21 protein-coding genes and 1 pseudogene are annotated in these 25,471 nt (G+C 69.9%); 10 read left to right on the top strand and 12 right to left on the bottom strand.

The window, feature by feature from the left end; all coding sequences use genetic code 11:
- Positions 1-29 precede the first annotated feature (29 nt).
- Positions 30-735, bottom strand: a pseudogene (locus ACF09C_RS32255) (helix-turn-helix transcriptional regulator); the annotation flags it as partial.
- A gap of 485 nt (positions 736-1,220) precedes the next feature.
- Here ACF09C_RS32255 and ACF09C_RS32250 point away from each other — a divergent pair.
- Positions 1,221-2,093, top strand: a complete 873-nt coding sequence (locus tag ACF09C_RS32250) for a helix-turn-helix domain-containing protein (protein ID WP_392096661.1) — start codon at positions 1,221-1,223, stop codon at positions 2,091-2,093.
- Positions 2,094-2,389: 296 nt separating this feature from the next.
- Positions 2,390-3,259 (top strand): RNA repair domain-containing protein, encoded by an 870-nt coding sequence (locus tag ACF09C_RS32245; protein ID WP_392096659.1) that lies wholly within the window; start codon positions 2,390-2,392, stop codon positions 3,257-3,259.
- A gap of 15 nt (positions 3,260-3,274) precedes the next feature.
- Here the strand turns inward: ACF09C_RS32245 and ACF09C_RS32240 are convergent, their stop codons facing one another.
- The gene (locus ACF09C_RS32240; protein WP_392096657.1) at positions 3,275-4,453 is read right to left on the bottom strand and encodes a hypothetical protein; all 1,179 of its coding nucleotides are present in this window, start codon (positions 4,451-4,453) and stop codon (positions 3,275-3,277) included.
- Positions 4,454-4,873: 420 nt separating this feature from the next.
- Between ACF09C_RS32240 and ACF09C_RS32235 the strand changes: the two genes are divergently transcribed.
- Positions 4,874-6,778, top strand: a complete 1,905-nt coding sequence (locus ACF09C_RS32235; protein ID WP_392096976.1) for a PIG-L family deacetylase — start codon at positions 4,874-4,876, stop codon at positions 6,776-6,778.
- Positions 6,779-6,942: 164 nt separating this feature from the next.
- Here ACF09C_RS32235 and nshR read toward each other — a convergent pair whose 3' ends face one another.
- Positions 6,943-7,743: an NshR/TsnR family 23S rRNA methyltransferase gene (nshR, locus tag ACF09C_RS32230; protein ID WP_392096656.1), complete on the bottom strand. Its 801-nt coding sequence runs from the start codon at positions 7,741-7,743 to the stop codon at positions 6,943-6,945.
- Positions 7,744-7,787: 44 nt separating this feature from the next.
- Positions 7,788-8,132, bottom strand: a complete 345-nt coding sequence (locus ACF09C_RS32225) for a hypothetical protein (RefSeq protein WP_392096654.1) — start codon at positions 8,130-8,132, stop codon at positions 7,788-7,790.
- Positions 8,133-8,352: 220 nt separating this feature from the next.
- On the opposite strand from ACF09C_RS32225, the gene ACF09C_RS32220 reads away from it, so the two are divergent.
- Positions 8,353-9,555 (top strand): cytochrome P450, encoded by a 1,203-nt coding sequence (locus ACF09C_RS32220; protein WP_392096652.1) that lies wholly within the window; start codon positions 8,353-8,355, stop codon positions 9,553-9,555.
- A 78-nt stretch (positions 9,556-9,633) separates the two neighbouring features.
- Here the strand turns inward: ACF09C_RS32220 and ACF09C_RS32215 are convergent, their stop codons facing one another.
- The 3 genes from ACF09C_RS32215 to ACF09C_RS32205 all read right to left on the bottom strand — a co-directional run bounded on the left by ACF09C_RS32215 (position 9,634) and on the right by ACF09C_RS32205 (position 13,799).
- Positions 9,634-10,626, bottom strand: coding sequence for a thiopeptide-type bacteriocin biosynthesis protein (locus tag ACF09C_RS32215; protein ID WP_392096651.1), 993 nt, complete (start codon positions 10,624-10,626; stop codon positions 9,634-9,636).
- On the bottom strand, positions 10,604-13,330 hold the full coding sequence (locus ACF09C_RS32210; RefSeq protein ID WP_392096649.1) for a lantibiotic dehydratase: 2,727 nt from the start codon (positions 13,328-13,330) through the stop codon (positions 10,604-10,606). Before ACF09C_RS32210 ends, ACF09C_RS32215 begins: the two co-directional genes overlap by 23 nt.
- Before the next feature lie 325 nt (positions 13,331-13,655).
- Complete coding sequence (locus ACF09C_RS32205; protein WP_078597647.1) at positions 13,656-13,799, bottom strand: thiocillin/thiostrepton family thiazolyl peptide; 144 nt, start codon at positions 13,797-13,799, stop codon at positions 13,656-13,658.
- A 185-nt stretch (positions 13,800-13,984) separates the two neighbouring features.
- Here ACF09C_RS32205 and ACF09C_RS32200 point away from each other — a divergent pair, with 185 nt between their 5' ends.
- Genes ACF09C_RS32200 through ACF09C_RS32180 form a run of 5 tightly spaced genes read left to right on the top strand, consistent with a single transcriptional unit; the run spans position 13,985 to position 19,424 of the window.
- Positions 13,985-15,061 carry a hypothetical protein gene (locus ACF09C_RS32200; protein WP_392096648.1) on the top strand — a complete coding sequence of 359 codons (1,077 nt, stop codon included), beginning with the start codon at positions 13,985-13,987 and terminating at the stop codon, positions 15,059-15,061.
- A 43-nt stretch (positions 15,062-15,104) separates the two neighbouring features.
- A complete protein-coding gene (locus tag ACF09C_RS32195; protein WP_392096646.1) occupies positions 15,105-16,451 on the top strand; it encodes a YcaO-like family protein in 1,347 nt (448 codons plus the stop codon).
- On the top strand, positions 16,448-17,098 hold the full coding sequence (locus tag ACF09C_RS32190; protein ID WP_392096644.1) for a TOMM precursor leader peptide-binding protein: 651 nt from the start codon (positions 16,448-16,450) through the stop codon (positions 17,096-17,098). Before ACF09C_RS32195 ends, ACF09C_RS32190 begins: the two co-directional genes overlap by 4 nt.
- Before the next feature lie 2 nt (positions 17,099-17,100).
- Entirely contained in the window at positions 17,101-18,726 is a 1,626-nt protein-coding gene (locus ACF09C_RS32185; RefSeq protein WP_392096642.1) for a tpaE, read from the top strand.
- Positions 18,723-19,424: a tpaF gene (locus ACF09C_RS32180; RefSeq protein ID WP_392096641.1), complete on the top strand. Its 702-nt coding sequence runs from the start codon at positions 18,723-18,725 to the stop codon at positions 19,422-19,424. The genes ACF09C_RS32185 and ACF09C_RS32180 overlap by 4 nt, the downstream gene beginning before the upstream one ends.
- A gap of 212 nt (positions 19,425-19,636) precedes the next feature.
- On the opposite strand, the gene tuf is transcribed toward ACF09C_RS32180, so the two are convergent.
- The 5 genes from tuf to ACF09C_RS32155 all read right to left on the bottom strand — a co-directional run bounded on the left by tuf (position 19,637) and on the right by ACF09C_RS32155 (position 24,915).
- The gene (tuf, locus tag ACF09C_RS32175; protein ID WP_362418303.1) at positions 19,637-20,830 is read right to left on the bottom strand and encodes an elongation factor Tu; all 1,194 of its coding nucleotides are present in this window, start codon (positions 20,828-20,830) and stop codon (positions 19,637-19,639) included.
- Between the two features lie 149 nt (positions 20,831-20,979).
- On the bottom strand, positions 20,980-23,109 hold the full coding sequence (gene fusA / locus ACF09C_RS32170) for an elongation factor G (RefSeq protein WP_392096639.1): 2,130 nt from the start codon (positions 23,107-23,109) through the stop codon (positions 20,980-20,982).
- A gap of 39 nt (positions 23,110-23,148) precedes the next feature.
- On the bottom strand, positions 23,149-23,619 hold the full coding sequence (gene rpsG, locus ACF09C_RS32165) for a 30S ribosomal protein S7 (protein ID WP_362418309.1): 471 nt from the start codon (positions 23,617-23,619) through the stop codon (positions 23,149-23,151).
- A gap of 2 nt (positions 23,620-23,621) precedes the next feature.
- A complete protein-coding gene (gene rpsL / locus ACF09C_RS32160; RefSeq protein ID WP_003948652.1) occupies positions 23,622-23,993 on the bottom strand; it encodes a 30S ribosomal protein S12 in 372 nt (123 codons plus the stop codon).
- 472 nt (positions 23,994-24,465) lie between these two features.
- Positions 24,466-24,915 carry a helix-turn-helix domain-containing protein gene (locus tag ACF09C_RS32155; protein WP_392096637.1) on the bottom strand — a complete coding sequence of 150 codons (450 nt, stop codon included), beginning with the start codon at positions 24,913-24,915 and terminating at the stop codon, positions 24,466-24,468.
- 239 nt (positions 24,916-25,154) lie between these two features.
- Here ACF09C_RS32155 and ACF09C_RS32150 point away from each other — a divergent pair, with 239 nt between their 5' ends.
- Positions 25,155-25,439 carry a WhiB family transcriptional regulator gene (locus ACF09C_RS32150; protein ID WP_392096635.1) on the top strand — a complete coding sequence of 95 codons (285 nt, stop codon included), beginning with the start codon at positions 25,155-25,157 and terminating at the stop codon, positions 25,437-25,439.
- The last annotated feature ends 32 nt before the right edge of the window (positions 25,440-25,471 follow it).

Raw genomic sequence — 25,471 nt, 5'->3', positions numbered from 1 at the left:
GCGAAGGCGAGGTGGGGGCCTTCGGTGACTTCGGAGACCGGGCGGCCGTTGAAGTCTCCGTCAGAGCGCCCCACGGCGGTGCCATCCCCGAACTTCAGCACCTCGATCAGCCCGGCCGTACCGGGATGGTCAGCGCGCACGGTCGGCATCACCTGGATCTCGACGTTGGGCAACTCCCCCTACCTCCAAAAGGCGTTCGAGCTGAGCGCGCAGGACCATCCCCCCGATGGGCCGCCGCAGCGTCGCCTCTTCCTGGACGAAGCTGAGCTCGGGGCCGGGAGACCCTTCGAACACCGAATGCCGATCGAGACGAGCGGCGACCAGACGCTCCAGCTCCTCCGGCCCGCACGCCGGGCGCCACGTGCGCAGCAGGGCCCGCGCGAAGTCCTTGGTCTGCAGCAGACCGTGAATGTTGATGGTGCTGTAGAGCCCGAACTCGACCGCTCGCGCCTCCAGCTTCTTCAAGTCCCGCACCCTCTTCGGGTACCGAACCTCCACCACGTCCCGCTTCATGGCCGAGATCAGCCCACGCGCCCCCAGGGCCTCGTCCACCTTGTCCAGGAACTCCGGACGGGGGATCCGTACCCCCCGCTCCACCTTCCGGACCAGGTCCTCGCCGTAACCGACCAGCTCGCCGAACTCCGCCGCGCGGAGGCCCTTGGCCTCCCGCCACATCCTGATCTGGCGCCCCACCGCTGCCCCGACCGCCGCGCCGGACTCGTCGTCCGGGTTGATCTCCCAGCCGGCAGGGACTTCCGCCTGACGCTTCGCGCCACGGAGGACGCTCTCCGCGTCGAGGCGACGGACACCCGTGGTGACCGCCTGCCGGTCGTCGGCCCCGGGTGCGGGCTAGTTGTTCTGTCCCGGGAGGTTGTGGACGGGTGGGGTGTCAGCTCGGGGCCCGTTCCGCGGAAGACGGTCTGGGCGGAGATCGGGACCGCGTCGCGAACGGCCGCGATGCGGTGACGCACGACGCTTATAAGAGCTAAAGAACCAAGAGAGGAAATACCCCTCCCAACCCCTCCAGCCTCCCCCGCCGCTCGCCGCGACTCTCCATCACTCGCCGTCACCCGCACGGGTGATCTGCGCCAACTGGGCTGGATTCGGGGCTGGTTGCCTGGCATATGCTCTCGCCACACAACGCAGACAGACGTCGGCCCCCGGCCGGGACTAGCGATCCCGATCGAGGGCCTGACCAACACGGAAGTAGTAGCTTCCTGATGGCTTCCCCGCAGCCTAGCGCGCCCTCGCGCGCCTCCGGGCTCATTCACGTCAACGTCCGCCACACGACCCGCTACACGGTCGTCGGCAACCACCTCGCCCAGCACCGTGAGCTCTCCCTGCTCGCCATCGGGCTCGCCGTCCACCTCCAGTCGCTGCCCACTGGTGCGTCCGTGGGCATCAAAGCCCTCGCCGCGTGGTTCCCCGAGAGCGAGCTGCGCATCGCCGGTGCGATGCGCGAGCTGGAGGCCCACGGCTACCTCAAGCGCTTCAACGAACGCCTCCCCAACGGCCGACTCGCCCCGCGCACGATCTCGTACAACCGACCAGGGGCTGAACCAGCCCCCGCCCGCACGACGCCCCGGGACCACGAGCCGCCGCAGGATCACTGGCCACCTCCGGACACCGAGCCGCCTCCGCCGCCGGAGCCTCCCGCCGGGCCTGCGCGACGCCCGGAACCCGTACCCCGCCCCGTATCCCCGGCCCCGCCACCCACTCCACCCGCGCCGCTGCCGGAAGCGCACCGACCCGCCGCCGACGTCCTCGCCGGCCTGCGCTGCCACGAGCCCCGGCTCCTCCTCGCCGAACGCGACATCCACCGTCTGGCTCCCGCCGTAGCCACCTGGCTGGAACGCGGCGCCCACCCCAAGGCCATCGTCCGCGCGCTCGCCGCGAACCTCCCCGACGACCTGGCCCACCCGGCCGGCCTCCTGGCCCACCGACTCACCGCCCTCCTGCCACCACCGCTACCGGCCGCAGCGCAGGCCCCCGACCCCCTCCAGAATTGCGACACCTGCGACCGCGCCTTCAGAGCCCCGGAACCAGGCCACTGCCGCGCGTGCAGACCGACCTTCGAAACGCGGGCCGCCTGAGTACGTCGAGGTCCAGGCCCTCGCGAGCTTCTGGCGGGGCCGGGCCACCCGGAAGACCGGGCATCGCTCCACCCCGCGACCGGCCTGCAGCCCGGCGGGTGGGGGGCCGGGCATCGCTCCGGTCGCGGAAACGCCTGCGACCGGAGGTGGTGGGTCAAGGGTGTAATCGGCGCAGCCGACGCGACCGCAGGGAGCGCCCTTGACGCACCGCCGGAGGTCGCCACACTCAGAACGAGGGCGGCCGGCGCCAGAGGCTCGCGAAGGCCCCGCGCCACGCCACGCAAAGAAGCCCCCGAGTGAGCCGTCCCCCTCGCGGGCACTCGCCCCGCGTGCACACCAGCGACGAGATCTACCACCGCGTGCTGTGGGACGACCGCTTCGACCCCGAGCGGTTCGTGATGGGGATCCACGAGCGCGGGACGGACCAGCCCAAGCGCGTCGGCCTCCCCGACTTCGTGCCCGGTGGGGAGGTTCCCTGGCATCGGGTGGTGTTCTTCGAGGTCGACGGGGAGGTCGTCTGGGACCGGGCCACCGGGGTCGACCGGCTCGATGCTGTGCTGCCGCCCCGGGTCGAGGGGCCCGTACCGCCCGGTGAGGTGCTCGCGGTGCCGCCGACCGGGCGGACCGCCGTCGCGTGGATACCGCCCCGCCGGCTGTGGCCCGCCATCCAACACGTGCGTCGCGCGCACGACCGGCAGATCCACCGGTGGCCGCCGCACGTGAACGTGCTCTTCGGCTTCGTACCGGAGGCGGACTTCGAGCGGGCAGCCCCGCTCGTCGCGGCGGCGGCGCGGGAGGTGCCGCCGTTCCGGGCCCGCCTGGAGGGAGTGCACTGGTTCGGGCACCGTGAGGACGCGACCGTATGGCTCGACCCGTGCGCGGACGGCGAGGAGCCGTGGGCGCGGCTGCGGTCCGGTCTGGAGGCCCGGTTCCCGTTGTGCGGGGACCGGGCCAGGGGGTTCACCCCGCACCTCTCCCTCGGCCGCAGCCGCGATCCGCACACCCTCGCCACGACCGCCGAGGCCCTCATCGGCGGTGTGACGGCGCAGGTCAGGGAGGTCGTGCTGCTGTCCCGGAGGGAGGACGGGCCCATGCGGGTCCGCGTGACCGTCGCACTCGGGAGCGGTGACACAAGCCGTGAGGCGGCGGCCGGCGCGGATACGTAGCTCGGCTTCCCCCGCTCAGCTGCGGGTGAGCCTTCCGCACTCCTTCGGGAGGTCGCCGAGGCCCTTGCTCCGGTCGTACGGGTCCGTGGCCGGGCCCGAGCCCGAGCCCGGAGACGCCTGGAGGTCCTCGCGGAACAGCGGGTGGAAGAACCCGTCCGTCGGCCCGTCGCAGTCGCTGTTGCCGACGCTCGAACTCATGCTGCTCACCGACAACTTGCCCTTGGTCACCCGGTACACAGCCGGGTCGGGCAGCGCGAAGGTGATCTCGCGGCGGGCGATCGTGCGCGCGACCTCGTCGGCGCCCGGCCGCACCTTCACCACGGGGTACACGAAGGTGTAGTCCGTGTGGATCAGGACGCGGTTCGCGTCCGCGCCCTTGCCGGCCTCAAGGGTCATCCGCCCCCGCGTCTTCACGACTGACCCCACGAGCTTCGCCTCGGCCGGGCTGAACCGGCTGAACAACAAAGTGGGGTCGTTCTTCTCGGTGGCCCTGGTCAGGCCCTTCTCCATGCCGGAGCGGACGTCGGGCTGAAGCGGGTCGAGCAGCGCCAGGGCCGCCGTCGGCCGGCCGCCGTCGACGACGACCGGGTCGAGGTTGGCGGCGACGAGGAACTCCTTCGCCGCGCTGAGCGCGGCCGCGACCTCGTCCTTCGACATCCAGCCCATGGCCTCGGCGCGCGGCGTCTCGATCCCGGCGGCCCCGTCGGCCCACCTCAGCGCGGGGGAACCACGGAACGGCTCGCGCGGGGTCGGCTCGTCCGGGAACGTCTCCTCGGACGGCGCCGCGGTCGGGCGGGTACTCTCGGCCGCCAGCGGCGTGGTGTCCCCCGGGCCCCCCAGCCCCTCGGGCAGGTGGTCGGTGACCAGCTCCGGGCGGAGGGCGACGAGAAGTACGGCAAGGGCGACGGCGAAGCCCGCGACCCCCTTCACCTGACGCCTGCGGTTGCGCCGCCCGTCCCGCTCCTGCCACGCCGGGCCGGTGCGCCAGCCCGGAAGCTCCAGTACGGCCCCGCGCTTCCGCCCCCGCTCCCGCTCCTGCTCCCCCTCCCGTAGCGGATCAGGGCGCGCGGGCCTGGTCTTTCGGCCGCGCGCGGTCCAGCGCGTACCCCCGCCCGTGCTGATCCCGTCCTGCTTCGCCGCCTCGACGAACGCGGCCCACTCCTCGTCGGAGACCGGCCTGTCTTTCTCGCTCACGTTTCCCACCCCTGATCATGTGTGCGGACAGGAGCGTGCCACGACAGCCGGTGGGGCGTGCGCGCGGGACGAGGTCGGTGATCTTGCCGTGACCTGCCCGTTCACCCTCGTTCACCCTCGTTCACCCCTCACGCACGTGAGCGAATTCGCACGCAACCTCCCCCTTCGAAAACCCGTCTAGCCAGTCGCGGATGCGGGCCTCCACCAGGCCCCCCGTGAATTCCAGGGCACGTGCGCGTAGTACGGGGGAAAAGAACAGTGGACGGTTTCGAGCTGCTCAGGTCCGGGGTGCTCCGGCGACGCCGGGTTCTCGCGGCCGGCGCCGCGCTCGGTGCGGCTCTCGGTGGCACCGCCCTCGCCGGGTGTTCCGTGCCCGAACCGCCCCGCCGGAAGCAGCCCGCGGCCGATCCCGCGCCGGGGATGCCGATCATCAGCACCCGCCGCGAGCAGCTCATGCAGTTCGCCGCGCACCCGGACGACGACCTGTACTTCATGAACCCGGACACCCAGCGCATGCTCGACTCCGGGGTTCCCCTGGTCTCCGTCTACGTCACGGCAGGCGAGCACACCGGTGTGAACCGGATCAAGGGCATGCCCCCGGCGAAGCCCGACCGGGCGGCCTACTCGTCCTCGCGTCATCAGGGGCTGCGCCAGGCGTACGCGACGCTTCTCGGGCTCGACAAGTTCACCCCCTGGCAGAAGGGCGTCACCACCCTCCACGGCGGGCGGCGCGCCGAGATCAACACGCTCATCAACGGCGGCCGCCGGGTCGAGCTGATCTTCCTCAACCTGCCCGAGCACGCGCCCCGCCGCTATATGGCCCTGGTCAACCTCTGGAAGGACCGCGCGCTCGAACTGCGCACCCACATACCCGCCGACTCCCCCGTCGACCGGCACGACACCTACGACCACAACCAGCTTGTCGACGTCCTGGTCGGCCTCCTCGACCGCTACCGGCCGACCGTCGTGCACACCCTCGACCCCGACCCCGACATCCAGATCAGCAGCGAGGCGGCCCGCAAGAAGGACGCCGAGCAGCCCGGCTACTCCGACCACGGCGTCCACACCGCGGTCGCCGAGTTCTGCTGGACCGCGCTCATCCGCTGGGTCGCCGACGCCCAGCAGGGCTCGGGGCAGATACCGGCGTTCGTGGCGACCGCCTTCCGCGGCTACTACAACCGGCACTGGCCCAAGAACCTCCCCGCGCAGGTCCTCAACGAGAAGGCCGGCCATCTCTTCAACTACGGCGGCAACCCCGCCTGGGAGTGCGGCAACCCCTCCGGCTGCGGTGACTACGGCATCGGCGGCGGCAGCCCGCTGAGGCAGGCCAAGGGCTGGGTACGCGCCACCCACTACCGCTGGCCCGGCGCGGGACCGGCCGTAGTCGCCCGGCCCGACGGGCGGCTCGACGCCTACGGGGTGCTGGGGCTGCGCGCGGTCCGCTGGCGGGAGACGGAGCGCGGCACCGGACTGTGGGGCGAGCCCACGGACCTGGGTGGCGGCCCGCTCGCACCCGCGCTCGGCTCGGCGACCCTGCCGGACGGCCGGGTCCTGCTCTTCGGGGTGCGGTTCGCCGCCTTCACCGGACGCGGCGGCCCGAACAAGCGGGAGGTCGTCCTGCTGGAGCAGCGCTCCCCCGACGGCCCGTTCCTCGCCTGGCGCGGCCTGGGCAACCCGGAGCGCAAGGACGACCGGGGCCGCCGGATAGGCGTGCCGGTCGCGGCCACCACCCCCGACGGCCGGGTCCACCTCTTCGTCCGCAACGCCGACAAGGGCGTGTCGACGCGCGTGCGGTCCACCGACGGCACCTGGTCCCCGTGGCGCGCGCTGCCCGGCCGCGAGGAGATACAGGACGGTCTGGAGGTGGTGGTCGACGCCGAGGGGCGCGTCCACGTCCTGGCCACGGGCCGCAAGGCCGTCCAGCACTGGATCGACTCCGTCCCGGCCGCCCCGCTGCCGCTGGCCGGCGACCCGGTCGCCGCCGTGCCGGGCCGGGGCCGTACCGGTCTCGACGTGTACTACCGCAAGCCCGCCGCCAAGGAGTTGCTGTCGCAGCGTCGCGGCAACACCTCCTTCGACGGGTACGGCCCGGTGACCGCGGCGGCCGACGCGGAGGGCACGGTCCTGCTCGGCCGGGACCTGCGCGGCCGCGTCCAGCTGCGCCGCGGCGGCCGGCTCTGGACCCGTACGCAGGGCACGGCCGCCGTGCAGGAGCCGGCGCTGCGGCTGCTCCCTGGCGGTCCGGTCGCCGTCGGCCTGGGCGCGGACGCCCATCCGTGGGTGTGGCGCCCGGCACGACGCTCCGGGGCAACCTCGCACTCGTAGCCGAAGACGGTACGCAACGGCGACCTCGCACTCGTAACCGAAGGCGGTACGCAACGGCGACCTCGCACTCGTAGCCGAAGGCGGTACGCACCAACGAAGAGGGCCCCCGCTCCGCCGTTCACGGCGGGCCGGGGGCCCTCTTCACAGTTCCGCGGCGGCGGTCGTCAGGCCGCCGGCAGCCCGCCGAGGTTCCGGGCCGCACGCCCGTGCAGCGCGATACCGGCGGAGACCGAGACGTTGAGCGACTCGGCGGCGGGGTTCATGGGGATGGAGACCGATTCGGCGGCGCCGCCCGCGAACTCGTCGGACGGTCCCGTCTTCTCACTGCCGAACATGAGCACGATGCGCTCGTCGATGCCACCGAGGTCCCCGACCGTGAGGCGCCCGTCGGCCTCGAAGACCATGGTCCGCATCCCGCTGTCCCGGAAGTGCCGGAGCGCCTCGTCCCGCGTGGCGAGGACGATGGGCAGGGAGAAGACGTAGCCCCTGCTGGCCCGGATCAGACGGCGATCCGCGATGGTGGGGAGATCGCTGTCCACGAGAACGATGCCGGAGGCGCCCAGGGCGAAGGCCGTCCGCACGATGGCGCCGATGTTGCCGACGATCTTCACGCCGTCCAGGACGACGATGTCGCCCTTCAGATCGGCCAGGTCCGCGAAGCGTCCGGGCCGGGGCACCTTGGCGATACCGAAAGCCTTGGGCTTCTTCTCGGTCTTGAACACCTGATTGGCGATCGCGGACGCGAGCAGCCGGACCGGAATTCCCCGCTTCTCGCAGGCGGCCATCAGGTCGCCCGGCAGGGGTGTGGTCTCGATGCCGTAGACCTCGATGAACTCCACTCCCGCGTGAATGCTCTGCAGAAGGGGTTCGATGTCCTCGATGAGCACGGTCCGGACGACCGACCTCGAATGCTTGGTGACATCGATGATGCGCTGCACCGCAGGGTCGGAACGTTCGATAATCACATCAGGATTGTCCACCGTCCAGACGCTAGCACAAACCGGGCGGGCTACGGCGCCCCGCCCTCCAGGGCGACCCCCAGGCCGGCCAGCGTCTCGTGCACGCTCTTCCCTTCGGCGATCGCCTCGATCCCGAATCCCCCGACCGAGGTGGGGGGATAGCCGATGAGGTCGATCACCTTGCTGACCTTGTAGAGGCCGGGCATCTGATCAGCCCTGTCCCAGAGGTAGACCGCTCCCCACAACTGCCGTTCGGTGTCCGAGAACCACGCCTTGAGCCGCATCCCCTCAAGCGTGGAGTAGGCGTCCACCGCATAGTCCCGCAGATATTCCCGGAGGCTCTCCACCGTCGCTTCCGACTTCTTCAGATCCCACATGACGATCGACAGGTACATAGCTTCTAACTCCTTGTTGGCAAGCATGATTGAAGGGGTCGGAATTCATGACTCCGGATCAGGTGGACCGACATCGGATCCGGCGGTGAAGAAATCGCCGTGAGATCCGCCTCATTGGGCCGTTCGAGCTCGAACTGAGCGTCTCATCCGCTTGGATGGAACAGTAACGCGCAGTCAGGCGCAGTAAGACGATTCCCTTGTTCCATCTTCGGAGAGAACCATGACCGAACGTCAAGAAACCTCCTTTCCCTACCCCCGCGGCTGCCCCCTCCATCCGCCTCGGGAGTACGCCTCCCTCCGTGCCGAACAGCCCATCAGCAAAGTCACCCTGGCCTCGGGACGGACCGCCTGGCTGCTCACCCGGCACGAACACATACGGCAGTTGCTCGCCAGCCCCGATGTGAGCTCGAACCTCGCCCACCCGGGCTACCCGCTGCACTTCGACGTGCCGGTGGAGGTCATGGAGCAGATGCGGCCGGTGCTTCTCGCCATGGACCCCCCGGTGCACACCGCGCAGCGCAAGATGCTGATCAGCGAGTTCACGGCCAAGCGGGTGTCCCAGCTGCGTCCGCGCGTCCAGGAGATCGTGGACGAGTGCGTCTCGGCCCTGCTCGCCGGCGAGGGGCCGGTCGATCTGGTCGGGGCGCTGGCGCTCCCCGTCCCCTCCCTGGTGATCTGCGAACTCCTCGGAGTCCCTTACGCAGACCGGGCGTTCTTCCAGGACCGGACCGAGAAGCTGGTGTCGGTCGACGCCGATCCGCAGGAGCGGAACGACGCACACCAGGAACTCCACGCCTACTTCGACCGGTTGGTGACCGCCCAGGAGGAGAATCCCGGCGACGACCTCCTCGGCAGGCTCGTCGTGAAGAATCGCGAGACCGGCACGTTCTCCCACGCGGAACTCGTCGGAATGGCCAACGTCCTGCTGGTCGGCGGCCACGAGACGACGGCCAACATGATCTCCCTCGGAGTCCTGGCGCTGCTCGAGAATCCCGACCAGCGGGCCAAGCTCCAGGCCGACCCGGCCCTGGCGCCCCAGGCCGTCGACGAGCTGCTGCGCTATTTCAGCATCGCCGACCAGGTGACCTCGCGCGTGGTCACCGCGGACATCGAGATCGGGGGTGTGCGTATCCGTGCGGGCGAGGGTGTGATCGGTCTCAGCGCCTCGGGCAACCACGACGAGGCGGTGTTCCCCGACCCGGACCGGCTGGACTTCGAACGCGGCGGAAAGCAGCATCTGGCTTTCGGTCACGGTATCCACCAGTGCATCGGGCAGAACCTCGCGAAGCTCGAACTGGAGGTCGTGTTCAACACCCTCGTCGCCAGGGTCCCCGGCCTGAAGCTGGCCGCCCCGGTGTCGGAGCTGCATTTCAAGGACAGCATGGGGGTGTACGGCCTCCACAAGCTCCCGGTCGTCTGCTGACGGTCGTCTGCTGACGGTCGTCGCGCGCTTCGGCCCGGGTGCGGCCCCCGAAAGGGAGCCGCACCCGGGCCGGAGGTCTTACCGGCCGTCGGCCCCGTCCCGGGCCGGCCGGCGCGGCAGATCGTCCAGGGCACGTCGCACGAGGTACGCGACAAGACCCTCGGCCGCGGGGACAAGCCCGAGGCGGTTGTTGGTCGTGTGCACGTAGTTCGAGAGACAGCCCGCGTACGGTGTGCCGTCCAGACGCAGCTCGCGGGCGTCCTGCCCGTCGGGCGCACCGGTCACGGACCGGGCGCGGGCGGTGGCCTCCACGCTGATCTCGTGGAACACGTCGTCCGTGGCACCGTCGTTCCAGATCGAGGCGCACAGGCTCGTGAGCTGGGCCGAGGTGCTGTCGTAGAGCCGGGGCCAGGCTCGGCGCATCTCCTCGGGGGCGTACGTGCTCCACCATTCCTCGTACTCCCGCAGGAAGAGCGAGGCGGCCTCCGGGTCGTAGCCGGCCCCGTGGAGGAACATGGCCATGATCCTCGCCGCCTCCCCGATCGGGGCCCGGCGCTCGTCGACCCACGCGCGCGGTTGCCGTCGCAGCAGGTCGAGGACGGCCAGGGAGGACCTCCGGAAGACCCTCTCGGCGATCTCCACGCCCTCCTGGCCGCCGTACTTGCGGTACTCCGGTTCGTAGGGCGCCCGTTCGAGCGTCCCGACCGGCCGGCCGGCTCGGGGATCCTCCCCTTCCAGCCGCGCCAGTTCCTCCTGCATCGTCAGTCCGAGCGCGTACTCGTCCCGCGCCTGGACCCCGAACTCGGGCATGGCCCGCTCCAGACCCTCGACGACCCGTTCGGCCGCCTCCGCGGATCCCGCGCCGGGGCCGCACAGCATCCGCAGACGCAGATGGGGCCCGCCCTGCCAGTAGCGGAGGAAGAAGAAGTGGTCCCGCAGGCCCTCGGCGCGCAGCAGCGGTTCGACCACGTCGCACAGGAAGGGGGTGTGCAGCGAGTGGGGGACGTGGACGTGCACCACCCGCCACTCGTCCGTCCCCGTCCGACCGCTACTTGTCCGTGCATAGTTCAACGAAGAACTCCTCTGTCGCGGTCCAGCCAGTGTCCGGACCGTAGTCGTCCACCGAGGGAAGGCACTCGCGCATCGACACGAGCACGTCGCCGCGCGACAGCGCGGACTTCGCGAAACTCCGGACCAGGTAGGGGTTCCGGAAGTCGACGTACATCGGCTTGTGGACGCTGGCGCGTCGCAGGTGCGCGTAGTCCGCCCACTGCCGCGTCACCTTGCGGCTGCGGCCGGCCATGACGTCACGTTCCTCGGCCGTCTGGCACAGCACGAAGGCGTGGCGGGGCAGGCCGCGGGACCGGCGCCACGCGTCGAACGCGACGAGCGCGTCGTAGGAGTCGCGGCTCAGGTCCTGCAGCATGGGGATGTCGGCGGCCGCGATGTTCCAGGACCTTCGCTCCGCGACGACGTCGCCGACCACGAGGCGGGGCGCGGTGTCGCCGTACTCCACGGGTCCCCCGGCGTCCTGGATGTCCTCGAGCGGCTTCCACAGGTAGCGGTTGGAGGGGGACAGCGCCTCCAGCAGCCGGTAGAGCAGCGGGACGCCGACCGGGGTCATGAAGTTCATGGGGACGAGGTCGACGAACTCCTCGGTGTCCGGGTGCCAGAGCCGCAGGGCCGCGGTGCCCGGCTCCACACGGACTTCCAGGCTGTCGATCGTGTACACCGTGCGGTCCGCCCCGAGCGACACGGCTCCGGGGTAGTTCACGACCCGGCTCGTCACCGGGGGGTGCAGGTTGAAGTTGAACCCGAGGACGGAGTTGAGGTCGGCCGTGCCCGGGAACCGCCGGTCGAGGTGGGCGCGTTGCGCGTCCGGCAGGGACCAGTCGCCCTGGCCGCGGACGAACGATCCGAAGCGCGAGAAGTAGACGCCGTAGCCGGTCAGCAGACCGTTCACGACCAGGGTCCGGTCCCTGTCCGGCAGTACGTTCCGGGCGAACTGCGCGCGGAACGTCACCGACTCGGTGTGCCGGATGCCCTCCACGCCCTCACAGGCCCGCTCGATCACCGAGGGGTCCAGGTGCACAGCGCCGTTCTCGGGGACCAGGTGGTCCCGGATCGTGCGCAGGGCCTCGGCCCGCTGCGTCATGTACCGGTCGACCGCGTCGACGTCCCGTCCCATGAACACGTCGGCCTGTTCGCGGTCGCTCAACGAGGAGAAGGCCTGGAAGAAGTCGATGAACGGCATGCTGGTGCGTTCCCCGAGGACCCGGGTCGCGAAGGCGTGCAGCCCCAGTCGCTTGATCTGGCCGTTGTCCAGCATCGAGGCCAGGCGCCAGAGGCCCGTGAGGGCGGGGATGCTCCGCTCCACCGTCGGGAGGCTCCACGCCTGGGGCCCGGCGGAGGCCGGGGTGTCCTCGAAGACCGGTGACTTGAGGACGTCCTCCGGGGGCGGCGACACCTTGCAGAGCTCGGCGATGCCGTTGATCGCCGCGTAGGCCGCGTCGAGCATCTTCTGGCGGTCCGCGGCGGGCGCGGCGGCGAAGTCCGTCTCCAGTCGGCGCAGTTCGGCGAAGTGGTCGCGCAGTGCGGCCGTCTCCGCGGTGGCGCCGGCAGCGAGGGCCTCCTCCAGCTTCGCCGCGTAGTCGGGGTCGTGGTCGTCGACGTCCGGCCGGAAGAACAGGGCGCCGGCGCGGATCAGGCCGTGGACGACCTCGCGGCTCACGGCGTCCCGGCCCGTGACCTCGGTGAGCCGGCGCAGCACTTCGGCGGTCGGCGCCGAGCCTCCGGGCATGGCCGCCAGCAGGGCGTTGAAGAGTGCCTCGCGGCGGACGCGCAGGACGGTCTCGGAGGCGATCTTCCCCTCTTCCCGGGAACCGGGGGCGACAGCGACGAACTCGATGGAGTCGGCGCCCGCGCGCAGGGTCGAGTTCAGCACCAGGTGTCCCGCCTCCAGCCCACCGGGCAGCCGTGGCATCGCGGCGAGGACCCAGTTCACGAGCAGGCGGTTCAGCCGCGTGACGGACGGGGCCGGCCCCTCCTCCGGTGTCCGGCCGCCGGGATCCGCGGGATCCGCCTGAGCGGTCGGGGTGGTCGTGGCTGTCAGAGCGGTCGGGGCTGCCAGAGCTGTCGTGGCTGTCGGGGCGTCCGGCGGGAAGGCGCCGATCTCCGTGAACCGGCCGAACGGTGACGGCTTCAGGCTCGCCCGGTAGGCGAAGTTGACGAGCGACGACTCCCGCAGGCGGGCCTTGCTCGGCTTGATCGCCGGTCCGGTGCCCATGACGAAGTCGCGCAGACCGTGGTAGAGGCGGTCTCCGGAGAGCTGAATGCTGCGGGCCATCGCGTCGTGCTCGAAGAGCGCCGGGAACCCTTCCGCGGCCAGGGACTTCTCGCGCTCGAGTTCGCTCTCGCCCTCGCGCTCGCACTCCGAGGCACGCAGACCCAGTCCGCACCAGGTCTCGACCCCGGCGAACAGGTCCGCGTCGAGGTGCGGGCGAAGCTCCTCGAGTCGTCCGGCCACGCGGTCGTGCCGCAGATTGTGGACATCGCGGCGCACCTTGATCAACGTGGCCCGGACATCGTCGGCCAGCGTCGGTACGGCTTCGCCGAGACGGTCGGCCAGGCCGCCCGCACGGGCGCGGATGTCTTCCCGCAGGGCATGCAGTTCATCGATGCGCGACCAGGCGGCGGTGAACGACATCCCGCCGAGCTCGCCCAGCGGAAGCCGACTCCGCCTGTAGACGACATACGGACTGATGTTCACATCCATGGGACTCCCCCAACTTCGTCACGCGGGTCGGCGCGCCACGGCGTGCGGTCGTCAGGGGCGCGCCTCGACGAAGGGTCTCCGCCGCACGAGCCCGCCGGCCCTGTCTTCGAAAATCAGCTTCGCGCCCGCAACCAGCTACGCGCTCCCGTTCCGGCCGCCGCCGGCGGCGCGGGCCGGGCCGTCGCTCCGGAGCACGGTGTCCCCGTTTCGGCACACCCCCGGACATGACCCGATGGTTCGACACTCGAACAACTGCGCTGGAACGTAAGTGAGCCACCGCCGAGGTGCACCTCGACGGTGGCTCAACTAATTCCTAGTCCTGCGATCAGGACGAGGACGACGAGGAACTCGTCGAGACGCTCGTGGTCGTGCACGAGGCGGCCATCACCTGCGCGAGGTCGTCATTCTCACCAGCGCCAGCGATAAGGTCCGAGATCTCGAGAACGTCGAGCTCGATCTGCTGCTCCATTGCGTTCACCCCCTTTCGTCGAAGTGATTCGAACCTAACCCGGCCAATCGATCTTCGGCAACATACGCTCGAGTGACTTAGATCACAGCCCTTCCCGAGCCCTTCTACTTGACCATTCGGGCTACCGTCGGACCAAGATCACGCGGGCGCCCGCATGGCGCGCACTCACATCTGGGGGCTTCTTCTTGCATGTTTTCGCCAGCATCCCGCAGCCCGATGGCGCAAAATACACCGACACTTTTGCGCCACTCCTACGCGCACTGTTTTCGCCAGAACTGGTAGGGCGTCATGACCCTTACTACTTCGTCCGCACCCAGGACGGGCGGGGCGGCGGAGACGTCCTCCAGGTCAGCCTCGACGGGGTGTCGGACCCCGACGGGATCCGGTCTGACGTGCAGAGACTCGCCCGAGAGCACGGGTGCGACGCCGGCGTCGACGAGGTGCCGCGCGACGCGGTCCCGTCCCCGTTGTGGAACGCAGGATTCAGCGGAACCGGATTCTCCGATTCCTCGCAGCGGCTCTTCCAGAAGGCCGCACCCACCCTTCTCGGCTTCCTGAACCAGACCGCAGGGGACGAGAGCCAGCTGCCGAGAGCACTCGGCGCGCTGCGACTCATGGTCGCCCATATGCGCGCCACTCTTATTAATTCTCCGCAGCGATTCACGGCCGATCTCGAATTCAAAGAACTGCTTTCTGTCCGCATGCTGAGCTACCGATCGCATTTCGAAGCGGTCTTTCTCCGCACCAAGAATCCGGAATCATTCGAATCGGCTTGCGCGAGGTTCTACGAACAGGTGGGGCCTGCCGTACGGGCATTCATCGAGGCCTGCGGCGACCCGGACGGCGAACCGTCGGACGACGCACAGGTCCGCAGCTGGACGGAGTTCGTCACCTCGGAGTCCGGCCGCCTGTCCGAGGCCTTCCTCGACGGCTCGCTCGTCAACGCCGGCCACAGTCTCGAAGACCTCGTCCGCGAGCGGGGCGCCCCGGTGGAGCCCACCCGGTTCCACACACCGCCCAGCCCCGAACTGGACCGGCTGATGCACCGCGACGCCGACTTCCTCGCCTTCCGGCTGCAGACGAGCGTGCTGTACAGCTCGCTCTACACCCTCGGTTTCAGCCTCGCGGAGCGGTACGTCTTCTGCTACGTCGTCGCACGTGCCAACGAGGAGGTCTGCGGCAAATCGATGCTGGAACTCCAGGACGACCTCGACGGGCTGGCGAAAACCATGGCCGCCCTCCCCTCGCCGGCCGTCGCGTGACAGAGCACGGGAGCGGACACACGACCGCAGGAAGAAGATCCACATGTATGTGAACAGGCACACGGAACCCATTCCGGACGAGCTGCGCCGGCTGGAGGAACTCGTCTCCCCGTACGGGCTGGTGTCCCGCACCGCACCGCTGCCGGTGCGTGAGGGCGAGCCGCCCTTCGCGGTCCAGCTCTCGTACCTCGGGGTGCCGTCCCGCGCCCTCTCCAACCTGCGCACGTGGGCCGCCGACGAGGACACCGGAAACTCCGACGGCGCGGGTACGGGACTCACGCCCGACCGGGCCCGGCTGCTGTCCGTCGCCGAAGCGCTCGAGCGGTACTCCACGTGCGCGTGGGACGACGACGCCATGGTGGTCGCCGCGGAGAACGACCTCACCGAGGACTTCGTCTCGCCCTCACGGTGGCCCAGGTGCTCTCCCACGGAACTGGCGCACGACGACTGCAGACTGACGGAGTACGACCCCTCCGTCCCCATCCGCTGGGTGCGGGCGTGGTCGCTCACCCGCCAGGTGCCCGTGCTCGTCCCCGCCATCTCGGTGTACCTGCACATGCCCTACTCCTCGGAGTCCGAGAAGTTCACCCGCGGCATCACGACAGGGGCGGCGGTGCATTCCGATGTCCGGGCCGCCGTGCTCGGGGGCCTGCTGGAGGTGGTCGAGCGGGATTCCATCGCGCTGGTCTGGCTCCAGCGGCTACGCCTGCCCGAACTGCACGTCGACCCCGACCTCCTCGACGCGGACACCCGGGAACTCCACCGGGTCGGCACCTCCACCGACCTCCGGGTCCGGCTGTTCGACGCGACGACGGACTTCGGTGTCCCGGTGATCTACGGCGTCCAGCTCTCCGAGTCCGATCCGACGCTCGCCCAGATCGTCGCCGCGACCTGTGACGTCCGCCCCGAGAAGGCACTGGGCAAGATCTACCGCGAGCTGGCGTCCCTGCGGGTCGCCCTGCGCGGCTACGTCTCCGCGTACGCCGGCCGCGAAGCCGACCCCTCCCAGGTGAGCGTGGTCGGCGGAGCCGTCCGGAACGCGCCCCCCGAGCGTCGCCACGTCTTCGACTTCCTGCTGGACGGCGAACGCCCCGCATACGGTCTCGACGCCATGCCCGGCCTTCCCGCCGGGGCGGACCCGCTCGACGACGTGGTCGCCCGGCTCGCCGCCCGCGGGGCGGAGGCACTCGTCGTCGACATCACCACGGACGAGGCACGCCAGGTGGGGATGCGGGCGGTGAAGGTGCTCGTCCCGGAGGCGATGCCCGTGTCCTTCGTCCACGCCGAGCGCTTTCTCGGCACCCCACGCCTGTACGAGGCGCCCCGGGCCATGGGCCTCACCAGCCACCCCGAGGACGCGTTGAACCCCGAGCCGCAGGCGTTCGCATGAGCGGGAAGAAGGAGCAGACCAACATGGCGCAGGACCTTCGTCCGCGATGCCTGTATCTCGTACGCGACGCCTTCGGGCGACAGCTCGCCGAGCACCGCCGCGCGCCGGGGGAACTCCGGGTGTCCTTCGAGGAGTTCCTCGACGGTTCCGCCCCGCGGGCGGACGTCGTCGTCCCCGTCCATTCCGGCGGGGCGCCCGAACTCCGCGACGAGGTCGACCGGGTCTGCGCCGAGCGGGGCACTCCGTCCGTCGGGCTCCAGCTGCTGCCGACCAAGCTCCTGTGCGGGCCGGCCGTGGCCCCGGGCAGAACGGCCTGCTACGCCTGCTACCGAAAGCGCACGGCGCAACACGCGGGCACGGCCCGCCCGTACGACATGGACGCGGCCCTCGTCGGTCTGCCCGAGGGGTTCGGCCCCCTGCACCTGGCCGTCGCGTCCGGCCTGCTGGACCTCGCGCTCGCCGACCTCACCGCGGAACCGGCCGCGGCGGGAGCCACCGTGCGCAGCTTCAGCCTCGTCTCGGGCGCCGTCTCCGCGGCGTCCACGGTGTCGGTCGACCGGTGCCCGCGGTGCGGGGACCGGTTCGCGCGGGAGCGCCCGGACGACGCGATGCCGTTCCCGGAACTGCTGCGGCAAGGAGGAAATTGATCATGGTTGCCGAGATGAAGGCCGAACAGATCGGGCAGGCCGCCCGGACGGACATGCAGTTGACGGTCCCCGTCAGGCCCGTCCTGCGGCGCGGTGTACGCATGCGCCGCTCGGGGGACGCCGTCGTGCTCGACGGGGCGGATCGGGCCCAGGTGTTCTCCGGGGCCTTCGCCCGCGAGGGGTTGATCCCCCTCACCGAGGCGTGCGACGGCACCCGCGGCCACGCGGAGCTGGCGGAGAAGGTCGGGTTCGACGAGGCCACGGTCTACAAGTGCCTGGCCCTGCTGTGGACGGCCGGTGCCGTCGAGGAGGCCCCGGCGGGCGACGAACCGGACGTGGCTCCCGAGTGGGCCGTCTTCCTGTCCAGGCTGGGCAACTCCACGGGCGCGAACCTGTCCTGGGCGGATGCCGTCACCCGCCTGGCCGACCGTTCGGTGCGGCTGGAGGGCGACCCCGCGCTCGTCGCCGCGGCCCGTCGGTCGTTGGAGGACGTGCCCCTCTCCGCGGCATCCTCCGGCCCGTCCGGCACCCCGGGAGAGCTCACCGTCTTCTTCGAGACGGTCGACTCGGCGGCTCTCCTCGCCGCCACCGAGGAGCGGTGCCGGCAGGACGGCCGACCGCTGCTGCGGGTACGCGCCGACGCCCGGGCGTTCACCGTCGGCCCTTACGCGGACGCCTCCCTCACTCCCTGCCTGGAGTGCGGCAGCCACGGCGAGGCGGAGCTGTCCGGCGAGCTGCCCGCGCACCTCGCCGACCTCGTCGCCGGAGTCACCGCGCACCACGTCGTTGCCCTGCTCGCCCGAGCCGCCATCTCGCACCTTCCGACCGACTCCAGCGTGACGGACACCTCGACCCTGTCCACGGTGTACCGGCCGGCGACCGTCCGGCCGGGATGCCCGCGCTGCTCCTGGACCGCGGGTCCGCTCGCGCCGCGGGCGCCGGCCGGCTCCGTCTACGAGGCGTCGGTGGCGATGCCACCGCGGGCGTTCCTCTCCCCCAAGGACCACCAGGCGCACTACTACGCGTCCAACCTCCGGCTGCAGGCGCAGTTCAAGGACTGGCCGAGCCGTCGGCACACCCCCCTTCCTGCGGCCGATCTCGCCTCCCTCGCCGGGGCCCGGCGGCCCGATCCGTCCGGCGGCGGTGTCCCGCTCACCCTGGAGTCCCTGAGCACGGTGCTGAAGGTCGCTTTCGGCATCAAGGACGAGGAGAGCACCCCGGAACGGGTCAAGCGATGGACCGCGGCCTCCGGCAACATCGGCTGCACCAACGCCTACGTGGTGCTGCGCGACGATCGCGTCCTGCCCGCGGGGATCTACGTGTACGCCCAGGGCAGTCATTCGCTCGCGGCTGTTTCCAGCCAGGTGCCCGAGGGCACGGCGCCCTGCGAGATCGTCGTCACCGGCGATCTGAAGAAGGTCATGACCAAGTACGGCACGTTCGGCTTCCGGCTCGTCTTCCTGGACGCCGGGTGCAACCTGGCCGCGGCCCGCGAGGTCGCCGAGCACCTGGGGCTCGCCTTCGCGCCACGTCCGGACTGGGACGACGACGCGTTGGCCCGGGTGCTCGGCACGACACCGTCCGACGAGCCCGTCGCCGCTGTGGCAACCCTGGGAGGTACGGCATGAGAAGCGATCTGACGTCCATGACCGCCGTGCTGGAGGGCTTCGGCTCCCGGTCGAGCACCTCGGACGGCCGGGCGGCGGAGCGACGGCCGGTGGAGTTCCCGCAGGCCGTGCCCGTCGAGCCGGCCGTGGAGGCCGGCGAGCTCCGGCCGGTGCACGACCTGCGGGAGACGCTGGACCGGCGGCGGTCCTCGTTGCACTACGCGCCGCGGCCGGTACGCACGGCGGTGGTCCTGTCCCTGCTGGGCGAGGTGATCCGCCGGGACCGTACCGACTGGGGACTCGATGCCGAGGCAGGCCCGCTGGAGGGTTTCGTCTTCGCGCTCCGCAGCGAGGGCGTCCCGCCGGGCCTGTACCGCGTGACGGCTGAGGGCAGCTGGCACCTCGCGGGGCTCGATGCGATCGGGCCGCTCGAGAACCTCGGCGTGCAGCGCGAGTTCGCGACGGCCGCGGGGATCGTGGCGATGTACGCCGACCTGGACCAGGCCGACACCTGGGCCGGGGCGCACGGCTACCGCGTCAGTGCCAACCGCGTGGCGATGGCGACCTACGACCTCAACTTCCGTTTCCAGGCTCTGGGGCTCGTCGGCACCCTGTTCGGCGGGTTCATCCCGTCGTCCGTGCATCGCCTGGTCCAGAGCGACGGCGCTTCCCGCCATTCGCTGCTGGCCACCACGTACGCGCATCCCCCACAGGACTGAGCGGGGGCTGTCCCCGCGAGACGGCGCATGACCGTGGCCCGCCCCACCCGAGTGGTGGTGCGGGCCACTGTCGTCCGTACGCGGCCCCACGGCGGTCACGGGACCGGCACGGGACGGCGAAGGGCCCGCACGGCGTGCTGCCGTGCGGGCCCTTGCTTGGTGCTGTGTGCTCAGTTCAGAGCAACCGGGTCACCCCGATCGACCAAGTGAAATTACTTGGTGATCTTGACGACCTGGCCGGCGCCGACGGTCCGGCCACCCTCACGGATGGCGAACTTGAGGCCCTCCTCCATGGCGACGGGCTGGATCAGCTCGACGGACATGGCGGTGTTGTCGCCCGGCATGACCATCTCGGTGCCCTCGGGGAGGGTCACGACGCCGGTCACGTCCGTGGTACGGAAGTAGAACTGCGGGCGGTAGTTGTTGAAGAACGGGGTGTGACGGCCACCCTCGTCCTTCGACAGGATGTAGGCCTGGGCCTCGAACTCGGTGTGCGGCGTGACCGAACCGGGCTTGATGATGACCTGGCCGCGCTCGACGTCCTCGCGCTTGATGCCACGGAGGAGCAGACCGACGTTCTCACCGGCCTGGCCCTCGTCGAGCAGCTTGCGGAACATCTCGATGCCGGTGACCGTGGTGGTGGTCTTCTCGGTCTTGATACCGACGATGTCGACGGTCTCGTTGACCTTGAGGACACCACGCTCGATACGACCGGTGACGACGGTGCCACGACCGGTGATCGTGAAGACGTCCTCGATCGGCATCAGGAACGGCTTGTCGACGTCACGCTCGGGCTGCGGGATCGCCTCGTCGACGGCGGCCATCAGGTTCAGGACCGACTGGCCCCACTCCTTGTCGCCCTCGAGCGCCTTGAGCGCCGAGACCTTGACGACCGGCAGGTCGTCGCCCGGGAACTCGTACTCGGAGAGGAGCTCACGGACCTCGAGCTCGACGAGCTCCAGGATCTCCTCGTCGTCCACCATGTCGGCCTTGTTCAGGGCGACGACGATGTACGGAACGCCGACCTGGCGGGCCAGGAGCACGTGCTCCTTGGTCTGCGGCATCGGGCCGTCGGTGGCGGCGACCACGAGGATGGCGCCGTCCATCTGCGCCGCACCCGTGATCATGTTCTTGATGTAGTCAGCGTGACCGGGGCAGTCGACGTGCGCGTAGTGACGCGACTCGGTCTGGTACTCGACGTGCGCGATGGAGATGGTGATACCGCGCTGGCGCTCCTCAGGAGCCTTGTCGATCTGGTCGAAGGCCGAGGCCTCGTTCAGGTCCGGGTACGCGTCGTGCAGCACCTTGGTAATGGCGGCCGTGAGGGTCGTCTTACCGTGGTCGATGTGACCGATGGTGCCGATGTTGACGTGCGGCTTAGTCCGCTCGAACTTCGCCTTCGCCACGGGGGTCCTCCTGGAGAGTGGTTCTGTACGCCTTACTCATCGGCGCCAGGTGATCTTTGCTGGGATGCCGTCCGCCGGGGGCTCCTCTTCGGGTTCGAAGTCCGAGCCCCGGCGTACGGTGTCAAGCCTAAAGCGTGCACTCGGGTGAGTTACTCGCCCTTGGCCTTCGCGATGATCTCCTCGGCGACGTTCCGGGGAACCTCGGCGTAGGAGTCGAACTGCATCGAGTAGCTTGCGCGACCCGAGGTCTTGCTGCGGAGGTCTCCGACGTAGCCGAACATCTCCGAGAGCGGCACGAGGCCCTTCACGACGCGAGCGCCGCTGCGCTCCTCCATGGCCTGGATCTGGCCACGGCGGGAGTTGATGTCGCCGACGACCTCACCCATGTAGTCCTCGGGCGTGACGACCTCAACGGCCATCATCGGCTCAAGGATGACGGGAGAAGCCTTGCGCGCGGCCTCCTTGAAGGCCTGCGAACCGGCGATCTTGAACGCGAGTTCGGAGGAGTCGACCTCGTGGTACGCACCGTCGAGAAGGATGACGCGGACGCCAGTCATCTCGTAGCCGGCCAGGATGCCGAACTGCATGGCCTCCTGCGCGCCGGCGTCGACCGAAGGGATGTACTCCTTCGGGATGCGGCCACCGGTGACCTTGTTCACGAACTCGTACGAGGCGTCGCCGCCCTCGATGGGCTCGATCGCGATCTGCACCTTGGCGAACTGACCGGTACCACCGGTCTGCTTCTTGTGGGTGAAGTCCACGCGCTCGACGGCCTTGCGGATCGTCTCGCGGTACGCGACCTGCGGCTTGCCGACGTTGGCCTCGACCTTGAACTCGCGACGCATACGGTCGACGAGGATGTCGAGGTGAAGCTCGCCCATACCACCGATGATGGTCTGGCCGGTCTCCTCGTCCGAGTGGACCTGGAAGGAGGGGTCCTCCTCCGCGAGACGCTGGATGGCGACACCCAGCTTCTCCTGGTCACCCTTGGACTTGGGCTCGATCGCGACCTGGATGACCGGCGCCGGGAAGTCCATGGACTCCAGGATCACCGGGTTCTTGTCGTCGCACAGCGTCTCACCAGTGGTGGTCTGCTTCAGGCCCATGACGGCGACGATGTCGCCGGCGCCCACCGAGTCGATCTCCTCACGCTTGTTCGCGTGCATGCGGTAGATCTTGCCGATGCGCTCCTTCTTGCCCTTGACGGAGTTCAGCACCGCGGTGCCGGCCTCCAGGCGACCGGAGTAGATCCGGACGAAGGTGAGCTTGCCGAGGTGCGGGTCGCTCGCGATCTTGAACGCGAGGGCCGACAGCGGCTCCTCGTCGGACGGCTTGCGGCTGACGACGACCTCGGCGTCCTTGACGTCGTGGCCCTCGATGGCCTCGACGTCCAGGGGGGAGGGAAGGTAGCGCACGACCGCGTCGAGCAGGGGCTGAACGCCCTTGTTCTTGAACGCGGTGCCGCAGAACACGGGGGTGACCGTCGGGGTGCCGCCACCCTTGCCGGAGGCAATGGTGATGCGACGGATCGCGGCGTACAGCTGCTCCTCGGTGGGCTCAGTGCCCTCGAGGAAGAGCTCCATCATCGCGTCGTCGTTCTCGGCGACGGTCTCGACCAGCTTGCCGCGCCACTCTTCAGCGGCCTCGGCGTGGGAGGCCGGGATGTCGACGACGTCGTACATCTCGCCCTTGGTCGCCTCGGCGGACCAGACCAGGGCCTTCATGCGGACGAGGTCCACAACACCCTGGAAGTCCATCTCGGAACCGATGGGGAGCTGCATGACGATCGGGACGGCGCCGAGGCGGTCCACGATCATGTCGACGCAGCGGTGGAACTCGGCACCCGTGCGGTCGAGCTTGTTGACGAAGCAGATACGCGGAACGCCGTAGCGGTCCGCCTGACGCCAGACAGTCTCGGACTGGGGCTCGACACCGGCGACGCCGTCGAACACCGTCACGGCACCGTCGAGCACGCGGAGCGAACGCTCCACCTCGACGGTGAAGTCGACGTGGCCCGGGGTGTCGATGATGTTGATGGTGTGGTCGACGTCCTCGAGCGGCCAGTGGCAGGTCGTCGCGGCGGACGTGATCGTGATGCCGCGCTCCTGCTCCTGCTCCATCCAGTCCATCGTGGCAGCGCCGTCGTGGACTTCACCGATCTTGTACGAGACGCCGGTGTAGAACAGGATCCGCTCGGTGGTGGTCGTCTTGCCCGCGTCGATGTGAGCCATGATGCCGATGTTGCGCACCTTGGCAAGGTCAAGCGAAGTGGTAGCCATATCGGCTCAGTCTTCTCTCGGTCTCGATGTGGGTTGCGACTACCAGCGGTAGTGCGCGAAGGCCTTGTTGGACTCGGCCATCTTGTGCGTGTCCTCGCGCTTCTTGACCGAAGCACCGAGGCCGTTGGAGGCGTCGAGGAGCTCGTTCATGAGGCGCTCGGTCATGGTCTTCTCGCGACGGGCGCGGGAGTAGCCCACGAGCCAGCGCAGCGCGAGGGTGGAGGCGCGACCGGGCTTGACCTCGATCGGCACCTGGTAGGTGGCGCCACCGACACGGCGGGACTTGACCTCAAGAGCCGGCTTGACGTTCTCCAGGGCGCGCTTCAGCGTGATGACCGGGTCGTTGCCGGTCTTCTCGCGGAGGCCTTCCATGGCGCCGTAGACGATGCGCTCGGCGGTGGAGCGCTTGCCGTCCAGCAGGATCTTGTTGATCAGCGAGGTGACAAGAGGAGAGCTGTAGACCGGGTCGATGATGACCGGGCGCTTCGGGGCGGGGCCCTTACGAGGCATTCTTACTTCTCCTTCTTGGCGCCGTAGCGGCTGCGAGCCTGCTTACGGTTCTTGACGCCCTGCGTGTCGAGGGAACCGCGGATGATCTTGTAACGAACACCCGGCAGGTCCTTCACACGGCCACCACGCACGAGCACGATGGAGTGCTCCTGCAGGTTGTGGCCCTCACCCGGGATGTAGGCCGTGACCTCGATGCCCGAGGTCAGACGCACACGCGCGACCTTACGGAGGGCCGAGTTCGGCTTCTTCGGGGTGGTGGTGAACACACGCGTGCAGACGCCGCGACGCTGAGGGGAACCCTCGAGTGCGGGCGTCTTGTTCTTCTCGACCTTGTCCTGCCGGCCCTTCCGGACCAGCTGCTGGATCGTAGGCACTACTTCTCCGGTTTCTGTGTGCCGTCGTCAAACTAACCTGGAACACGCCACCGACCCACGCGGTCGGGTGTGTCGAATACTGCGGACCTCCGCCGAGGGCGGAAAGGGGCGCAGATTGCGGTGGCCGTAGTTGAACTCGCCATGCGGTTGAGGACACGCACACGAGCCCAGGCACACCCCAGGCACAAGGTCTGAGCGTACCTATCGCATGGACTCCGGTCAAAACAAATGCCCACGCACACGGAGGGGCCGGTCGACGCGGGAGAACGAATCCCGGCGCGGCCGGGGCGCCGCCCGTCGCGCCGAACCCCCGGGCCCCTCGCGAGGGGCGGGGCACGGGAGCCGCCGGGGCGGCACACAAGCGCCGGGCGCGGAAGCCGCCGGGTGCCAGGGCCGGGCCGGCGCCTGGGGGTGCCTGCGGACCCCCAGGGGGCCGGGGAGCGGGCACGACCTCCCGGTCGCGCCCGCGGGGTCAGTCTCGGGTGGCGCGGCGGGGCTCGCCGGGGGCGCGTGGCTCGCTCTCCTCGTCGCCGGGCTCCAGGAACTGGTTGACGACCTTGACGAAGACACCCATCCGCTCGTCCGGGACGCCGAGCCAGCGGGCGAAGTCCTCCAGGGTGGGCTGCCAGTCGCCGGGCGGCAGCAGGTCCGCGGCGAGGGGCAGCTCGTCGGGGGTGACCCGGCCGGACCGGATCAGCATGTCGCGTACGGAGACCCCGAGAAGGGGGGCGATCCTGCGCATGGTCTCCAGGTCGGGCATGCTCTGCCGCTGCAGCAGCCGGGTCACGGCGGCGCGGTGCACACCGGCCTCGTCAGCGATCCGGGACTTTCCTCCACCGCGCGGACTGTCGATGTCGTAGCCGCGCGCTCTCATCAGGCCTTCCACCCAGCCTGCGAACTCGTCGAGCCCTTGAGTGCTCATGTAACGCTCCCTCTAACTCCCCCACCTCCGGGCGCCTCACTCTAGCGTGCTTGCGCGCAAAGAATTACGTGCTTTTGGGCGCGCAATCGTGTCGAATCGGTGAAGGTGACTCCACAAACTTGTTGCGCGCTCGCACGCAACATGTCACTCTCTCACTCGCCGTCGCACTCGTCGGCCTCATGAGTCCCAGGAGTCGCACCGGCCCCAGGGCTCGGTGGCCCGGACCGTGGAGAAGAACCTTGCTCCTACCCGAACCCTCTCCCTCCTGGCAGGCCGCCGCCGCGTGCGTCGGCCTCTCCCCGTCCGTCGTCTTCGCCCGCCGCCCCCAGCAGGCCGCTCCGGCTCTGCGCGCGTGCGCCGCCTGTCCGGTCCGCCGCGAGTGCGAGGCCGCCGTGGCGCCCGCGGAGAGCTACTTCGACGGCGTGTGCGCGGGCCGCCTGTGGCGCAACGGCCGCCCCGTCGCCGCGCGCCGCACCCGCGCCTCCGCCTCCGCCTCCGCCTCCGCCGGGAGCGTCCGTGGCTGAGCCCGCCGCCGACAGGATCCCCGCCGAACCGA

The sequence above is a fragment of the Streptomyces sp. NPDC014870 genome (assembly GCF_043081505.1).
Classification (GTDB): domain Bacteria; phylum Actinomycetota; class Actinomycetes; order Streptomycetales; family Streptomycetaceae; genus Streptomyces.
The sequence above is the reverse complement of the archived record's forward strand: the minus strand, read 5'-3'. Positions and strand labels throughout refer to the sequence as shown.

Coding starts and splice junctions, on each gene's coding strand:
- ACF09C_RS32250 (WP_392096661.1), top strand. CDS start 1,221: ATGGCTTCCCCGCAGCCTAGCGCGCCCTCGCGCGCCTCCGGGCTCATT.
- ACF09C_RS32235 (WP_392096976.1), top strand. CDS start 4,874: ATGCCGATCATCAGCACCCGCCGCGAGCAGCTCATGCAGTTCGCCGCG.
- ACF09C_RS32225 (WP_392096654.1), bottom strand. CDS start 8,132: ATGTACCTGTCGATCGTCATGTGGGATCTGAAGAAGTCGGAAGCGACG.
- ACF09C_RS32220 (WP_392096652.1), top strand. CDS start 8,353: ATGACCGAACGTCAAGAAACCTCCTTTCCCTACCCCCGCGGCTGCCCC.
- ACF09C_RS32210 (WP_392096649.1), bottom strand. CDS start 13,330: ATGGATGTGAACATCAGTCCGTATGTCGTCTACAGGCGGAGTCGGCTT.
- ACF09C_RS32205 (WP_078597647.1), bottom strand. CDS start 13,799: ATGGAGCAGCAGATCGAGCTCGACGTTCTCGAGATCTCGGACCTTATC.
- ACF09C_RS32195 (WP_392096646.1), top strand. CDS start 15,105: ATGTATGTGAACAGGCACACGGAACCCATTCCGGACGAGCTGCGCCGG.
- ACF09C_RS32190 (WP_392096644.1), top strand. CDS start 16,448: ATGAGCGGGAAGAAGGAGCAGACCAACATGGCGCAGGACCTTCGTCCG.
- ACF09C_RS32185 (WP_392096642.1), top strand. CDS start 17,101: ATGGTTGCCGAGATGAAGGCCGAACAGATCGGGCAGGCCGCCCGGACG.
- ACF09C_RS32180 (WP_392096641.1), top strand. CDS start 18,723: ATGAGAAGCGATCTGACGTCCATGACCGCCGTGCTGGAGGGCTTCGGC.
- fusA (WP_392096639.1), bottom strand. CDS start 23,109: ATGGCTACCACTTCGCTTGACCTTGCCAAGGTGCGCAACATCGGCATC.
- rpsG (WP_362418309.1), bottom strand. CDS start 23,619: ATGCCTCGTAAGGGCCCCGCCCCGAAGCGCCCGGTCATCATCGACCCG.
- ACF09C_RS32155 (WP_392096637.1), bottom strand. CDS start 24,915: ATGAGCACTCAAGGGCTCGACGAGTTCGCAGGCTGGGTGGAAGGCCTG.